The following is a 16073-nucleotide window of genomic DNA, read 5'->3' as shown; positions in this document are numbered from 1 at the left end:
CCCTGCCGTATCGTCAATTAGCAATAGCGCTTATTGGAACTGTTCGTTACCAACCATACCAATCTTTTTCACACCGAGGCGCTGGGCAGTTGCCATCACGCCGGCAACGTACTTGTACTCAACCAGCTTGTTGGGGCGCAGATGCACTTCCGGCTGGTCAGCCATGGCGGCGACGTTATTCATCTTCGCTTCCAGGTCCGAGCGGTTGGCCACGACTGCGTTGTCCCACAAAATCGTGCCGTCGAAGTCGACGTCGATCGTGATCACCACAGGTTCGGTCAGCTGTTTCGCGGTCGGACCGACAGGCATGTTCAGATTGACCGCATGGTTTTGTTTCGGAATCGTGATGATCAACATGATAATCAAGACCAACATTACGTCGATCAAGGGAGTCATGTTCATTTCCATCATTGGTTCCGGATCCGCGCCTGCGGCGGGAGAACCGACACTCATACTCATGATGTTTCCTTTTCTAATGTTGGAACCCGCAGGGCGCGGGACCGCTGTTGCTGGTCCCGCGCCCTGCTCAAGGAGGACTTAGCGGGTGCCGCCAGTTTTATCTGGTGGTTCCGTAATGAAGCCGACCTTTTGAATCCCAGCACGCTGTGCCGTGAACATCACCTTGCCGATGAACTCGTAACGCGTTTGCTGATCGCCGCGGACGTGTACTTCAGGCTGAGGCAACTTGACCGCCTCTTTCTTCAAGAACTCGAACAGTTCGTCCGTGTTGTTGAGGACAGTCTGGTTCCAGTACATCTTGCCTTCTTTATTGACAACGATGTTCACCGTGGTTGGCTTAGGTTTCAATGCCTGGTTGGTTTCCGAAGGTAGGGCGATCTTTTGCAGCTTCAGAACAACCGGGCTCGTAATCAAGAAGATAATCAGCAGAACCAACATGATGTCGACAAGCGGCGTCGTGTTGATTTCTGACATGACTACATCTTCTTCTCCGCTATCGGAGCCGACGCTCATGGACATGGTGAATTATCCGATCTTTTTAGCGCCGGCGGCACGGCCAGCTTCGCTCGTCGACATGGCGCCCGAAATCAGGACCGAGTGAACGTCAGCGCTGAACGAGCGGACATCTTCCATTGCCGACTTGTTACGACGAACCAACCAGTTGTAACCCAGAACCGCAGGAACCGCAACGAACAGACCGAACGCGGTCATGATCAGCGCTTCACCCACCGGACCTGCCACTTTATCGATCGATGCGTTACCCGACATACCGATGGCGGTCAGCGCATTGTAGATACCCCACACCGTACCGAACAGACCGATAAACGGTGCGGTCGAACCAACGGTGGCCAGGAACGACAGGCCGTCTTGCAGACGCGATTGAACTTTGTCAACAGCGCGCTGGATCGACATCGTCACCCAGGTCGACAGGTCGATCTGCTCAAGCAGGGCGCCATCGTGGTGATTGGTTGCCTTGGTGCCGGTTTCAGCGATGAAGCGGAATGGGCTGCCTTCTTTCAGGGTAGCCGAACCAGCTGCGATCGACGATGCTTTCCAGAACTTGGCCTGGGCTTCTTTCGATTGCTTGAAGATTTTAGCCTGGTCGATCAGTTTGGTGATCAGGATGTACCACGAACCCATGGACATCAGCGACAGGATGATCAGCGTGCCTTTGGAAACGAAGTCGCCTTCGGCCCACAGGGCTTCGATACCGTACGGATTCTTGACGGCTTCTTTTTCGCCTTCTTTGACTGCTGGAGCTGCTGCTGCTTCAGGCGCCGGCGCTGCTGGAGCAGCTGCTTCTGGTGCTGGTGCCGCAGCTGGAGCCGCTGCGTCTGCCGCAGGGGCTGCCGCTGGAGCAGGAGCGTCAGCGAAAGCTGGTGCGGAGACCAGCGCCGAAGCTGCTGTAACCGAGAACAGGACAGCCGCCAGTGCAGCGGACAAACGGGTATTCTTAAACATGCTTCCTCCAAATTTATAAAATAATCAGTTCGCTGAACATAATGACAACGAAAATCACAGTAGTGAGACTAAACTGCCGCCTCGGTTCTTAATCCAGCGTCCAGACGTATTGCATTTGCATCCACGCTTGTTCCGGCTTGCCATCGACCATGGTTGGCTTGAACTTGCACTTGCCGATACCTTCTTTCGCCGCCTTGTCCAGGGCGCTGAAGCCGCTCGACTTGACGATTTTCGAATCGGCGACGCGACCGTCGGTACCGATCAGGAAAGACAGGGTAACCGTGCCGGTTTCTTCGTTACGCAAGGAAGCTTTTGGGAACTCCGGTTTTGCGCACGTGTTGAAATCGGCGACCGCAGCGACGCGGACCGGATTCGGGTTGGCCGGCGCCGGTGGTGCTGGCGGCGCAGGAGGCGCTGGAGGGCGCAGTTCCGTCGTGGCCGGCTTGACATTGGTCGCCGCAGCGATCGTGTTTTGCACCGGTGGCGGCTGCTGTACGTTGACTTCGACCGGCGGAATGAACGGAGGCGGAGGCGCCTTCATTTCAGGCGGCGGCGGTGGTGGCGGAACGTCCGGCGGTGGAGGAGGTTTGACCTCTTCGACAATCTTGGTTTCCACTGCTTCAGTCATTTTCGCAACCATGCGGGTGCCAAGACCGCTTACGATCCCCCAAGCCACCAATGCGTGAATAGCGATAACGACAGCAATGCCAGTGAAATTCTTCCCGGGGTTCTTATCATGCGAAAAATTCATGCCTGCTTTCTCCAATACCAACTCTTTTTGTTGCTACTAAACCCACAAAACACGACAAGACCTTGAGCCGCATCCGGGACGTCGGCGAATTATACCTACGAATCCTTTTTTTACCATACATTTTTGCCGCTCCAAATCGCTGTGATCCAGAGTGTGAAAACGATTGTCAAAAGCCTCGCTAGAGCCCTGACCTGCATCTTCTGATAAAAAAAGCAATACTAAAATACTACGTAAATATGAGGAACATGCTTAAGCGTATAAAATGCAGGGAATACTGCATTTGACCCGTTTTTTCTTACGCCTTACTGACACTGCCGCCGAATAACATTCGACCACTTCGTGGTGATAATGCTAACTATAACGAGTTTCAGTGATGGGGGGCGTACTGTTGAAAGCCACGGTTGCGCATCCGGGAACTTGCTGTCGAAAGGCTCGCTGCGCAGCGCCTGAATAGTCGTCATCGGGGGGATGCCGGGCTGGTCGGGCGCGCCAAGCTATGCGCCTGGCTAATGACTGTCATCACGTCAGCAATATAGCATATAGATGCGCGCGTACCAGTCTTTTTTGCGCGGACATGGACGATTCTGTTGCGCTCATCTGGTAGGGCCGGGTGGGGGACCCGGCAGCCGGCGTTGCGCCGGCTGCCAGCTCAATGCCGGTTGCGCTTCTCGCGCTTGCATTCGAGGCTGCTGAGGATGTTCCCGGAAGGATCGACCGTGTCCAGATGGACATCAAAGCCCCACAGGCGCGCCACGTGCTTGAGCACTTCCTGGGCGTGCTGGTTGAGCGGGCGGCGCTGGAACTGGGTGTGGCGCAGGGTCAAGGCGCGGTCGTCGCGCGTGTTCACTTGCCAGACCTGGATGTTCGGCTCGCGGTTGCCCAGGTTGTACTGTTCGGCCAGTTGCTGGCGCACGTAGCGGTAGCCGCGCTCGTCGTGGATGGCCGAGATGGTCAGCTTCTCGTTCTTGTCGTCGTCGAGCACGGCGAAGAAGTGGAAGTCGCGGATCAGTTTCGGCGAGAGGTACTGGGCAATGAAACTTTCGTCCTTGAAGTTTCGCATCGCAAAGTCGAGCGCCACCCGCCAGTCGCTGCCGGCGATCGCGGGAAACCAGTCGCGGTCTTCCTGGGTCGGGTTCTCGCAGATGCGGCGGATGTCGCTCATCATGGCGAAGCCCAGCGCGTACGGATTGATGCCGCTGTAATACTGGCTGGTGGCGGGCGGTTGGTAGACGACGTTGGTATGGCTTTGCAAAAACTCCATCATGAAGCCATCGCCGACGATGCCCTCTTTATATAGTTCCTGCAAAATCGTGTAGTGCCAGAAGGTGGCCCAGCCTTCGTTCATCACCTGGGTCTGGCGCTGCGGATAAAAGTACTGGGAAATCTTGCGCGTGATGCGCACCATTTCGCGCTGCCACGGTTCGAGCAGGGGCGCATACTTTTCGATGAAGTACAGCAGGTTTTCTTCGGGCTCGGGCGGAAAACGCGGAATCGCCACGTCGGCCGCTTCCTCGTCGCGCCGCGGCACCGTGCGCCACAGGGCGTTGACCTGGGACTGGGCATATTCTTCGCGTTCTTTCTGGCGCGCATTCTCTTGCGCCAACGACAGCTTGGCCGGGCGCTTGTAGCGGTCCACGCCATAGTTCTGCAGCGCATGGCAGGAATCGAGCAGCAGCTCGACCGCGTCGATGCCGTGCCGCAGTTCGCACTCGGCAATGTAGTTCTTGGCGAACACCATATAGTCGACGATGGCGTCGGCGTCGGTCCAGGTGCGGAACAGGTAATTGCCCTTGAAAAATGAATTGTGCCCGTAAGCAGCGTGGGCGATCACCAGCGCCTGCATGGTCAGGCTGTTCTCTTCCATCAGGTAGGCGATGCAGGGGTTCGAGTTGATGACGATCTCGTACGCCAGGCCCATCTGGCCGCGCTTGTAGCTCTTTTCGGTGGACAGGAAATGCTTGCCGAAGGACCAGTGGTTATACGATACCGGCATGCCGACCGAGGTGTAGGCATCCATCATTTGCTCGGCGGTGATGATTTCGAGCTGGTTGGGGTAAGTGTCGAGGCCGAAGCTTTTGGCGACACGGCGGATTTCTTCATGCGCGTGCTCGATCAGGTCGAAAGTCCATTCCGACTGTTCGGGCAGGGCGCGCGGGTGTTTGGGGTCTCTTGGCATGGCTGGGTTCTCCTGGTGCCGACGAGTTGGCTATTTCGCTTGCTTCTTGAAGAGTTCACGGAAGACCGGATAGATATCGGCCGGTGTGACAATTTTTTGCATCGCAAAGTTCGGATGGTGGTCCGACACTTCGGCGTACTGCTCCCACAGGTTCTGCGGCGGGCCGTCGGTGATTTCCACATACGTGTAGTACTGGACCGCCGGCATGATGGTGTTGATCAGCAACTGCTTGCACAGCACCGAGTCGTTGTCCCAGTTGTCGCCGTCCGAGGCTTGCGCGACGTAGCTGTTCCACTCGCCGCTGCCGTAGCGCTCGCCGATGACCTTGGTCAGCAGGTGCAGCGCCGACGACACCACGGTGCCGCCCGACTCGCGCGAATGGAAGAATTCTTCCTCGTCCACTTCGGACGCGGCCGTGTGGTGGCGGATGAACACCACCTCGATCTTGTCGTAGGCGCGCTTGAGGAACAGGTACAGCAGGATGAAAAAGCGCTTGGCGGTATCTTTGCGGCTCTCGTCCATCGAGCCCGACACGTCCATGATGCAGAACATCACGGCCTGGGTCATGGGCTTGGGCACCTTGATGCGGTTGCTGTAGCGCAGGTCGAACGGATCGATAAAGGGAATTGCCAGCAGCTTGGTGTGCAGGTGATGGATCAGGCGCTTGAGCTCGACCACGCGCGGATGGTCCAGCGGCGCGCCTTCTTCCAGCAGCGCGACCAGCTCGTTCTCGGCTTCCAGCACCGCCTTGCGCGAGCTGCCGCCGACCGCGATACGGCGTCCGAGCGCCCCGCGCAGCGAGCGCAGCACGTGAATGTTGGACGGCGTGCCCGACATATTGTAGCCGGCGCGCTGGTTCTTGAATTCGGTGGTGGCGGTCAGCTGGGTCTTGACCATGTTCGGCAATTCCAGGTCTTCGAAGAAGTAATTCATGAATTCTTCGCGCGAGAGCTCGAAGATGAAATCGTCTTCCGATTGCTGGTCGCTGTTGCCGGCCTTGCCGCGCCCGGCGCCGCCGCCGCCCTTGGGCCGGCTGAACTGATCGCCTTTCTGGTATTCCTTGTTGCCGGGATTGATGGTTTCCCACACGCCGCCGTGGGCGTGGCCGAAATTCGGCTCGTTCACATCCTTGACGGGAATCGATACCTTCTCGCCATTCTCGATATCGGTGATCGAGCGGCCCTTGATGGCCCGCCCGACAGCGTCCTTGATCTGGCTTTTGTATCGCCGTAGGAAGCGCTCTCGGTTGATCGCGGACTTGTTCTTGCCTTGCAAGCGTCGGTCGATGAGGTAAGTCAAAACGGGCCTCCTGCTTCAAATCCTGTTTGCGCCCTGGCAAGCGCCGTAGCGGACGCCGTGGCGCGCGCCGGGCGGGCCACGACGGCCCGCTATCCCGGCCGCCTTACGACGACTTGCGCACACGCAGATACCATTCGCACAGCAGGCGCACCTGCTTGGCGGTGTAACCTTTTTCCACCATGCGCGCCACGAAATCGGCGTGCTTGTTCGCGTCCTCGGCACTGGCCTTGGCATTGAACGAAATGACCGGTAACAGTTCCTCGGTATTCGAGAACATTTTCTTCTCGATCACGGTGCGGAACTTTTCATAGCTGGTCCAGGCCGGATTCTTGCCGCCGTTGGTGGCGCGGGCGCGCAAGCCGAAGTTGACGATCTCGTTGCGGAAATCCTTGGGATTGCTGATCCCGGCCGGCTTCTCGATCTTTTCCAGTTCGTTGTTGAGCGAGTCGCGGTCGAAACTCTCGCCCGTGTCGGGATCGCGGAATTCCTGGTCCTGGATCCAGAAGTCGGCGAACGTCACGTAGCGGTCGAAAATGTTCTGGCCGTATTCGGAATAGCTTTCCAGGTAGGCGGTCTGGATTTCCTTGCCGATGAATTCGACATAGCGCTGCGCCAGGTGCTCTTTAATGTACGAGAAGTAGCGCTGCTCGGTTTCGGGCGGGAACTGCTCGCGCTCGATCTGCTGCTCCAGCACATACAGCAGGTGTACCGGATTGGCCGCCACTTCGGTATTATCGAAGTTAAAGACCTTCGACAAAATCTTGAATGCGAAGCGGGTCGAGAGCCCGTTCATGCCTTCGTCCACGCCGGCGTAATCGACATACTCGTGCATCGACTTGGCCTTGGGATCGGTGTCTTTCAGGTTTTCGCCATCGTAGACCAGCATTTTGGAGAACACACTCGAATTTTCCGGGTCCTTCAGGCGCGACAGGATCGCAAACTGCGCCATCATCTTCATGGTGCCCGGCGCGCACGGGGCCTGTTCCAGCGAGGAGTTGCGGATCAGCTTATCGTAAATCTTGATCTCGTCGGACACGCGCAGGCAATACGGCACCTTGACGATATAGATCCGGTCCAGGAACGCTTCGTTGTTGCGGTTATTGCGGAAGGTCTTCCACTCCGACTCGTTCGAGTGCGCCAGGATGATGCCGTCGAAGGGAATCGCGCCGAAGCCCTCGGTCCCCTTGTAATTGCCTTCCTGGGTGGCCGTCAGCAGCGGATGGAGCACCTTGATCGGCGCCTTGAACATCTCGACGAATTCCATCAGCCCCTGGTTGGCCAGGCACAGGCCGCCCGAGTAGCTGTAGGCGTCCGGATCGTCCTGGGCATAATCTTCGAGCTTGCGGATATCGACCTTGCCGACCAGCGAAGAAATATCCTGGTTGTTCTCGTCGCCAGGTTCGGTCTTGGAAATGGCGATCTGCTTGAGCACCGAGGGATAGCGCCTGACCACGCGGAACTGGTTGATATCGCCATTGAATTCGTGCAGGCGCTTGACCGCCCACGGGCTCGGAATGGTGCGCAGGTAGCGCCGCGGAATGCCGTAATCTTCTTCCAGGATGACGCCGTCTTCTTCCTCGTTGAACAGGCCGAGCGGCGATTCGTTCACCGGCGAGCCTTTCAGCGCATAAAAAGGCACCTGTTCCATCAAGACCTTGAGTTTTTCGGCGATCGACGACTTGCCGCCGCCGACCGGCCCCAGCAGATACAGGATCTGCTTGCGTTCTTCCAGTCCCTGCGCGGCATGGCGGAAGTACGACACCACCTGCTCGATGACTTCTTCGGTGCCGTAGAAATCGCGGAAGGCCGGATAGATCTTGATGACCTTGTTGGCGAAGATGCGCGACAGGCGCGTGTCGTTGCGCGTGTCCACCAGGGTCGGCTCGCCGATCGCGGCCAGCATGCGTTCGGGCGCGCTGGCGTAGGTCAGCTTGTCCTTTTTGCACAGTGCCAGATACTCAGAGAGGGAGTACTCCTCTTCGCGGGTACGCTCATAGCGGGCTGCGTAGTTGTCAAAAATGGTCATTTGAATGTCCTTTAATGTGCTGTCACTACTTCACTGTCACTGGCAGTCTTACCGCAGGCGTGCTGTCAGCCCTGGATGTTAGGTACTCCTTGTGAGCCGCAGCCGGCTTTCCTGTTCCAGCAATTCCGAAACAAAAAACGGCTAACGAGTTTTATTGTTTTTACCGTGTTGCCCGGTGATTTTGCGCGTAATGACAAGCTCTTCTTACGCCTATGAAATTTATTATGGGCCTAATGGTTGCGGAAGTCAAAGTAATGTAGAGCAAGCTGATGTAACGGTTCTAAGTAATTGATTTAAAAAGAAAAAACAGAATGTTTGCGGTTCATTTTGTTGTCTCATTTTTGCCTTGGATGTTTGTCATGCATGCCGTCTTGATCATGGTTTCCTGCACTAATGAAAGAACGACATCGCGATCATCTTGATTGATTCGATAGTGCCCGAACTCTGCGACCGATGGCGCACGAAAATCACCCTGCGTGTCACACATTTTCCATCCTGAACTTTGTCCGCCGCGCGCTTGTGCCGCGCGCTTGCGCTACACTGCTGCCTGACGACACACCCATTACCGACGGAGAAATATTATGCTGAACGACCAGATGAGAAATATTGTGCAACAGATGCCGAAGGCCGAATTGCACATCCACATCGAAGGGTCGCTCGAACCGGAGCTGATCTTTGCGCTCGCGCAAAGAAATGGTGTTTCCCTGGCCTATGCCTCGGTGGAAGAACTGCGCGCGGCCTATGCCTTCAGCGACCTGCAATCGTTCCTCGACATCTATTACGCCGGTGCCAGTGTCTTGCTCAAGGAGCAGGACTTCTATGATATGACCATGGCTTACCTGGTGCGTTCCCACGCCGACAACGTGCGCCATGCCGAAATCTTTTTCGATCCGCAAACCCACACCGCGCGCGGCGTGCCCTTCGACACCATGATCAACGGCATCTGGCGCGCCTGCCAGGACGGTCCCCTCAGCGCGACCCTGATCATGTGCTTCCTGCGCCACCTGAGCGAAGACGACGCCATTGCCACCCTGGAAGAAGCGCTGCCGTTCCGCGACAAGATCATCGGCGTCGGACTCGACTCGTCCGAGCGCGGCCATCCGCCCGAAAAATTCGCGCGCGTGTTCGAGCGCTGCCGCCAGCTCGGCCTGCGCCTGGTGGCCCACGCCGGTGAAGAAGGCCCGCCGGCCTACATCGAAACCGCGCTCGACGTGCTCAATGTCGAGCGCATCGACCACGGCGTGCGCTGCCTGGAAGACCCGGAACTGACCGCGCGCCTGGCACGCGAACAGATCGCGCTGACCGTCTGCCCGCTGTCGAACGTCAAGCTGCGCGTGTTCGGCGAGATGGAAGAACACAATCTCGTGACCTTGCTCGAGGCCGGCCTGGTCGCCACCGTCAACTCGGACGACCCGGCTTACTTCGGCGGCTACATGAACGACAACTTCGTGGCCGTGTTCGACGCCTTGCCCCTGACCGTCGCCCACGCGCGCCAGCTGGCCCGCAACAGCTTCACGGCGGCCTTCCTGGAGCCGGAAGCCAAGCGCGCCTTCCTCGCCGAAGTCGACCAGTTCTTTGCCGGCGCGAGCGCCAGCCCCGGCGCCGCCATTTAATACACCACCGGCCCCGCCATGCTGATTCAATCGCTTCGAATGACCGCGCGCGACTGGCGCGCCGGTGAACTGCGCTTCTTGCTGATCTCCCTGATCATCGCCGTCTCGGCGCTGTCGGCGGTGGGTTTTTTCATCGACCGCATGCGCAACGGCCTCAATCGCGATGCGCACCAGTTGCTTGGCGCCGACCTGCTGGTCAATGCCGACCAGCCGCTCGACCCGGCCTGGCGCGCCGAAGCCGTCAAGCGCGGCCTGGTGCTGGCCGACACGGTGACGTTTCCGAGCATGGCGCAGGCGGGCGAGGGCGAGCAATCGGTGTCGCAACTGGCCGCCATCAAGGCCGTCTCGCCCGGCTACCCGCTGCGCGGCCAGCTGCGCATCACGACCAGCCTTGAGCAGGCCAGCGCCGCGCTGGGCGAGAAGACCGACACGACGCCGGCAGCGGGCACGGTGTGGGTCGACCCCAACATCCTGACCGCCCTGAAAGTGAATGTCGGCAGCCGCATTCGCGTGGGCGACAAGCAATTCACGATCGCCCAGCTGATCGCCTCGGAGCCGGACCGCGGCCCCTCGTTCGCCAATTTTTCGCCGCGCGTGATGCTGCCGCTGGCCGACCTGGCCGCGACAAACCTGGTCGACAACGGCTCGCGCGTGACGTACCGCCTGCAGGTGAGCGCCGCGTCCAGCAACGACAGCAAGGCCGTCAAGGCTTTCGAAGAATGGATCAGCGCCCGCATCGACGCCGGCAAGGTACGCGGCGTGCGCGTCGAATCGCTCGAGAACGGCCGTCCCGAAATGCGCTCCACGCTCGACCGCGCCGACCGCTTCCTGTCGCTGGTCGGGCTGCTCTCGGCCATGCTGGCGGCGGTCGCGGTGGCCATGGCCGCGCGCCGCTTCATGCTGCGCCACCTGGACGCCTGCGCCATGCTGCGCTGCCTCGGCCTGACCCAGAACCAGGTCACCATGCTGTACCTGATCGAGTTTGCGCTCATTGGCCTGGCCGGCAGTGCGCTCGGGGTGCTGGTCGGCTTCGGCGGCCACTATGTATTGATGCAGCTGATCGGCTCCATGCTCAGCACCGACCTGCCGCCGGTCTCGTTCCTGCCGGCCGTGCAGGGCGTCGCCACCGGCATGCTGCTGCTGGTCGGCTTTGCGCTGCCGCCGGTCTTGCAATTGCGCAACGTGCCGCACAACCGCGTGATCCGGCGCGAACAGGCCGCACCCAAGCCGATGGCGCTGGCCACTTACGGCCTGGGCCTGGTGGTGTTCGTCGGCCTGCTGTTGTGGCAGGCGGGCGACGTCAAGCTGGCGCTGTCGACCGCGGCCGGCTTCCTGGGCGGCTTTGCCTTCTTCGCGCTGGTGGCGTGGGGCGGCCTGGCGTTTCTGAAGACCTTGCGCGGCGCCATCGACAACCAGAGCTGGCGCTTTGCCGTCACCTCGCTGCAGCGCCGCCCTGGCGCCACCATCGTGCAGGTGGTCTCGCTGGCGCTCGGCCTCATGGCCCTGCTGTTGCTTACCGTGGTGCGCGGCGACCTGATGACCGCCTGGCGCAGCGCCACCCCGCCGGACGCGCCGAACCGCTTTATCATCAACATCCTGCCCGAGCAGAAGGAGGATGTGGCCAGGCGCATCGCCGCCGCCAGGGTCAGCGATGCGCAGCTGTTCCCGATGATCCGCGGGCGCCTGGCCGCCGTCAATGGCCAGCCGGTCAGCGCCGCCACCTACGCCGACGACGACAACGCGCAGCGCCTGGCCGACCGCGAATTCAACCTCTCGACCACCCTCGACATGCCGGCCTCGAACGAGATCGTGGCGGGCCGCTGGTACCAGGATGGGCCGGACGTGGCTGAAGCCTCGGTCGAGCAGGGCATCGCCAAGACCTTGCGCCTGAAACTGGGCGACACCTTGCGCTTCGATGTCGGCGGCACGCTGGTCGACGCCAAAGTGACCAGCCTGCGCAAGCTGGAATGGGGCTCGATGCGCGCGAACTTTTTCGTGATCATCAACCCGGCCGCGATGGAAAAGACGTCGCAAACCTTCATGACGGCCTTCCACCTGCCGCCGGCGCAGAGCACCTTCACCAACAGCCTGACGCGCGACTTTCCGAACCTGACCGTGATCGATGTCAGCGGCATCATCCGCCAGTTGCAGGAAGTGCTGGACCAGGTGGTGACGGCGGTCGAATTCCTGTTCATGTTCACCCTGGCCTCGGGCGTGCTGGTGCTGTACGCGGCGCTGATGGGTTCCCAGGACGAGCGCACCCGCGAATCGGGCCTGCTGCGGGCCCTTGGCGCGACGCGCAAGCAGCTCGCGCGCGCGCAGTGGATCGAATTTTCGCTGGTGGGCGGCCTGGCGGGCCTGCTGGCGGCGTCGGGCGCGGCGGCGCTGGGCTGGGCGCTGGCCACCTACCAGTTCAAGTTCCCGTGGACCTTCAGCCCGATGGTATGGCTGGCCGGCCTGGTGGTGGGCGCGCTGTGCGCCATCATCGGGGGCTGGCTCGGACTGCGCAACGTGCTGCGCCAGCCGCCGTTGCAGACCTTGCGCGGCACGTAACAGCGCCAACGTCACAGCGTGCTCTCGCGCTCGCTCAGGAAGCTGGAAAACGGGTGGGCCGGTTGCTCCAGCTCACCGGGCGCCAGCGGGAACAGCGCCCAGTAGTAGTTCTGGGCGCCGCGGCAGCGCTGGGCCGGCGCGGTCCAGCGATGCCAGTTCTTGGCAAAATCGCGCGCATACATGCCGTCGCCCTCGCGAAAATACGGCACGATGCAGCGCTCGCGCACCGCCTGCAAAAACGACTGCGGGGCATCGTTGTCGCAGCCGACTTCATAGTGCGCATTCATCCCCGCCTCGGTCTCGACCACCATCAGCTGCGCGCGTCCGCGCGCGTCGTACAGCAAAATGCCGGCCGGATTCGGATACAGGTAGTGCTCCACGATCCCGTGCTGCTCGACCACCATGCGCACCACCGCGCTGAACGCCGGGTCGCTCAAAAAACTGTGGTTGTGCAGCTTGAGCAGGTCGCGCAAGGGGTCGGAGCGGGCCGCGAAATACTCGGCCTGCAGCGCCACGATTTCGGCTTCAAGCTTGTCGAGCGCACCGTCGTCGCTCTTTTTGATGTAACGGTCGATCAGGCCGCGGTTAAAGGCGTCGACCGCCACCTTCTCGTCGGCCACGCCGGTAAACAGGATTTTCTTGCAGGGCAGGTGGCGCAGCGCCTCGCATAATTCGAGGCCGTCCATCTGCGGCATCGAGTAATCGACCACCACCACCGACGGCGTCATGAAGCGCTGCGGCTCGAAACTGATGCGGTGGATCTGGTCGATATCGAAGGCCACGTTGCAGCGCTCTTTCGAATCGGGATAGGTATCGTGGCTGGCCGCCAGCCGGCCCGGCTCGCGCTCGCCGTGGGCCCCGATCCAGGCCAGCGCGCTGCTGGTATCGGCAAAGCACTTGCTGGCCAGCGCGGGGTCGAGCTGGAAGGCGACGCTTTTCAGGAAGCTGTCGCTATCGTCGATCAGGACGGTCAGGCTGGGATGGCTGTAGATCGGCAGGGGCATGCTGGGCCTTTCATAAGAGGTCAATGCGGCTCCGGCGTCACGGCCACGCGCGGGAACTCGAGCACGAACATGGTGTAGCCAAGTTCGCGCGAGACGCAGCGGATGCTGGCCTGCCAGGCATCGATGATGTCCTTGCACAAGGCCAGGCCGATGCCGGCGCCGGAACTGGGAGGGTAGGAATAGAAGCGCTGGAAGATCATCGGCAGCTGGCGCTCGGCGATGCCGCAGCCGGTGTCGATCACCAGCAGGCGCGGTTGTTCGGGACGGCCGTCGACGACGATGCGGATGCGGCCCTTGCCGGCCCGGTGCAGCGCCTTGAGCGCGTTGCGCAGCAGGTTGAGCAAAACGACCACCGACAGCTCGTACTTGCCGGCGAAGCGGAAGTCGGTGCGGATATCGACGCTGACCGCGTCGCGCTGCGACTGCGCCGCGAACGGATAGCGCCGGATCACCGAGTCGACCACCTCGCGCATCGACACCACCTCGGTCGCTTCGAGGCGTTGCTCGACCGCGCTGGCCGACAGCAGGAACAGGTCGATCATGTGGTTCATGTGGCGCACCTCGTACTGGATGCGCGCCATCGCCTCGCTCATCGCCTGCCAGTCGGCCTCGCTGGCCCTGGCCGGCGGCGTGATGCGGCGGCAGATGCCGCGCACATTGGCCTCCACGCTGACCAGCGGCGTGCGCAGTTCGTGCGACACGCTGGCCAGGGCGTGCGCCATGCCGGCCAGCTTTTCGCCCGCCAGCGCCCCGCGCCCGGCCTTGGCCACCGACACGGCGATCATCGTAAACGCATAGATCGCCAGCTGTTCCAGCACCGTGGGACTGAGCATGAAGGCGGCCTCGCCGACCAGCGCAAACAGGGCGCAGGCCAGGGCGCTGCCGATGGCGCAGGCGGCCAGCGCCCAGCGCGTGCGAAAGTGGAACAGCACCGTCAGCGCAATGAGCATCGACTGGCTCCACACGGCCGAGCCGTGGTTCATCAGGTACATGAAGGTGAACTGGAACGGCAGCACGTAGGTGAGCGCGACGAACAGGTAGGCGTTGACGAAGCGCCCGCGCAGCAGGCGGCCGGGCGCCAGCGCGGGCAGGCACAGGGCGGCGCCGGCCACGCGCAAGGTGAGGCTTTCGAACTCCTGCGGGAACCAGTAGGTCCAGATCGTGTAGTAGGCCGGCATGCCCAGGAAACCGATCCACGCCAGCAGGATGAAGCGGCTGGTCGCATGCGCGTGGTGGCGCTCGTGCTGGACGAACCACTGCAGCAAGGAGCGGCGCAGGCGGTCGGCGGAATACGGAGCGGTGGCGCTGGCAACGGTCATGGAAAGCTTTCCTGGCTCGCTAGGGTAGGCGGGAAAGGAGAATCTTGACCCATGTTGATATTTTGCAATTTGATATATGTCAAGGTCTATCGATGTTGCAGGATTGTCAAGGAAGGGCGGCACAGAATGGATGCTTTTTCCAAGGAGAATTCATGTCTTTTGCTGTCGATCAAGTTTCGCCTGCCTTGCGCGTACACCCGGACATGCCAGCGTTTGTGACCGGCCGCATGGACGAGCACTACGTCACGCGGGTGGCGCAGTTGCTGGGCGGCGAACACCTGCATGTGTGGACAGCACCCCAGCCCGGTGCGATCATGTTGGCCAGCAACGATTACCTGTGCATTTCCGGCGAAGCGGCCTTGCGCGACGCGCAGGCGCGCTGCCTGGTGCGCAAGCAGGGCGGCATGCTGATGTCGTCGGTGTTCCTGCAGCAGGGCAGCGCCCAGCACTGCCTGGAAGCGAAGCTGGCCGCCTTCATGGGGGCGCAGGACGGGGTGCTGACCCAGTCCGGCTGGGCCGCCAACGTCGGCCTGCTGCAAACCATCGCCGGGCCTGGTGTGCCGGTGTATCTCGACATGATGGCGCACGCCTCGCTGTGGGAAGGGGTGCAGTCGGCGCAGGCCACGGCGCTGCCGTTCCTGCACAACGATGCGGCCCATCTGGAGCGCCAGGTGCGCAAGCACGGTCCCGGCGTGATCGTGGTCGACGCGCTGTACAGCACCAACGGCAGCGTCGCGCCCTTGCTCGACATTGCGCGCATCGCCACCGGCAGCGGCAGCATTTTGGTGGTCGACGAGTCGCATTCGCTCGGCACCCACGGCCCGCGCGGGGCCGGGCTGGTGGCGCAACTGGGCCTGGCCGGCCAGGTGCATTTTCGCACCGCTTCGCTGGCCAAGAGCTTTGCCGGGCGGGCCGGCTTCATTACCTGTTCCAGCCACTTCAAGGGTTACTTCCTGTCGGCCTCGCGGCCGGCGATTTTCAGCTCTTGCCTGCTCGAACACGAGCTGGCGTGGTTCGACGCCGCGCTCGACTTCATCGCCGGGGCCGATGGGCGGCGCGCCGCGCTGGCGCGCGTCACGCGTACCGTGCGCGACGGCCTGCGCGAGCTGGGCTACAACGTCGGCGACGGCAGCGAACAAATCATCGCGCTCGAAGCCGGACCGGAACCGCGCACGCTGGCGCTGCGCAAGGCGCTGGAAAAGCGCGGGATTTACGGCGCCGTGTTCTGCGCCCCGGCCACCGCCAAGAACCGCTCGCTGGTGCGCCTCACGCTCAATAGCGGCTTGACGGACGCGCAGTGCGCGCGCCTGCTCGCGGCCTGCGCCGAGATGCGCCTGGAGGTCGGGATGGACAGCTGGCCGTCGACACGGCGCCTGCGCCGCCTCACACTGGTCTGACAGCGGCGCGCATGC

Annotated in this window: 12 protein-coding genes; 3 read left to right on the top strand and 9 right to left on the bottom strand. The window is 61.2% G+C overall.

What is annotated here, in order from left to right; translation table 11 throughout:
- Positions 1 to 30: 30 nt before the first annotated feature.
- The 7 genes from F1735_RS01715 to F1735_RS01685 all read right to left on the bottom strand — a co-directional run bounded on the left by F1735_RS01715 (position 31) and on the right by F1735_RS01685 (position 8172).
- Positions 31 to 459: an ExbD/TolR family protein gene (locus tag F1735_RS01715; protein ID WP_187364124.1), complete on the bottom strand. Its 429-nt coding sequence runs from the start codon at positions 457 to 459 to the stop codon at positions 31 to 33.
- A 78-nt stretch (positions 460 to 537) separates the two neighbouring features.
- Complete coding sequence (locus F1735_RS01710) at positions 538 to 978, bottom strand: ExbD/TolR family protein (RefSeq protein ID WP_167235312.1); 441 nt, start codon at positions 976 to 978, stop codon at positions 538 to 540.
- Positions 979 to 984: 6 nt separating this feature from the next.
- Positions 985 to 1920, bottom strand: a complete 936-nt coding sequence (locus tag F1735_RS01705) for a MotA/TolQ/ExbB proton channel family protein (RefSeq protein ID WP_222852927.1) — start codon at positions 1918 to 1920, stop codon at positions 985 to 987.
- Between the two features lie 88 nt (positions 1921 to 2008).
- Positions 2009 to 2671 carry an energy transducer TonB gene (locus F1735_RS01700; protein ID WP_167221157.1) on the bottom strand — a complete coding sequence of 221 codons (663 nt, stop codon included), beginning with the start codon at positions 2669 to 2671 and terminating at the stop codon, positions 2009 to 2011.
- A gap of 649 nt (positions 2672 to 3320) precedes the next feature.
- A complete protein-coding gene (locus F1735_RS01695) occupies positions 3321 to 4847 on the bottom strand; it encodes a SpoVR family protein (RefSeq protein ID WP_167235311.1) in 1527 nt (508 codons plus the stop codon).
- A gap of 30 nt (positions 4848 to 4877) precedes the next feature.
- Positions 4878 to 6146 carry a YeaH/YhbH family protein gene (locus F1735_RS01690; RefSeq protein WP_166896784.1) on the bottom strand — a complete coding sequence of 423 codons (1269 nt, stop codon included), beginning with the start codon at positions 6144 to 6146 and terminating at the stop codon, positions 4878 to 4880.
- A 103-nt stretch (positions 6147 to 6249) separates the two neighbouring features.
- A complete protein-coding gene (locus F1735_RS01685; RefSeq protein ID WP_167235310.1) occupies positions 6250 to 8172 on the bottom strand; it encodes a PrkA family serine protein kinase in 1923 nt (640 codons plus the stop codon).
- Between the two features lie 581 nt (positions 8173 to 8753).
- Between F1735_RS01685 and F1735_RS01680 the strand changes: the two genes are divergently transcribed.
- Both F1735_RS01680 and F1735_RS01675 read left to right on the top strand, forming a co-directional pair.
- The gene (locus tag F1735_RS01680) at positions 8754 to 9785 is read left to right on the top strand and encodes an adenosine deaminase (RefSeq protein WP_167235309.1); all 1032 of its coding nucleotides are present in this window, start codon (positions 8754 to 8756) and stop codon (positions 9783 to 9785) included.
- A gap of 18 nt (positions 9786 to 9803) precedes the next feature.
- On the top strand, positions 9804 to 12338 hold the full coding sequence (locus tag F1735_RS01675) for an ABC transporter permease (protein WP_167235308.1): 2535 nt from the start codon (positions 9804 to 9806) through the stop codon (positions 12336 to 12338).
- Positions 12339 to 12349: 11 nt separating this feature from the next.
- Here the strand turns inward: F1735_RS01675 and F1735_RS01670 are convergent, their stop codons facing one another.
- Both F1735_RS01670 and F1735_RS01665 read right to left on the bottom strand, forming a co-directional pair.
- Entirely contained in the window at positions 12350 to 13342 is a 993-nt protein-coding gene (locus F1735_RS01670) for a response regulator (protein WP_167235307.1), read from the bottom strand.
- Positions 13343 to 13362: 20 nt separating this feature from the next.
- Entirely contained in the window at positions 13363 to 14661 is a 1299-nt protein-coding gene (locus F1735_RS01665; RefSeq protein ID WP_167235306.1) for a sensor histidine kinase, read from the bottom strand.
- Positions 14662 to 14813: 152 nt separating this feature from the next.
- Between F1735_RS01665 and cqsA the strand changes: the two genes are divergently transcribed.
- Entirely contained in the window at positions 14814 to 16058 is a 1245-nt protein-coding gene (gene cqsA, locus F1735_RS01660) for an alpha-hydroxyketone-type quorum-sensing autoinducer synthase (RefSeq protein WP_167235305.1), read from the top strand.
- Positions 16059 to 16073: the final 15 nt, after the last annotated feature.

Origin of the sequence: Massilia genomosp. 1 (assembly GCF_011682185.1) — a bacterium.
In the GTDB taxonomy this organism is placed as follows: Bacteria; Pseudomonadota; Gammaproteobacteria; order Burkholderiales; family Burkholderiaceae_D; genus Telluria_A; species Telluria_A rubra.
The sequence above is the reverse complement of the archived record's forward strand: the minus strand, read 5'-3'. Positions and strand labels throughout refer to the sequence as shown.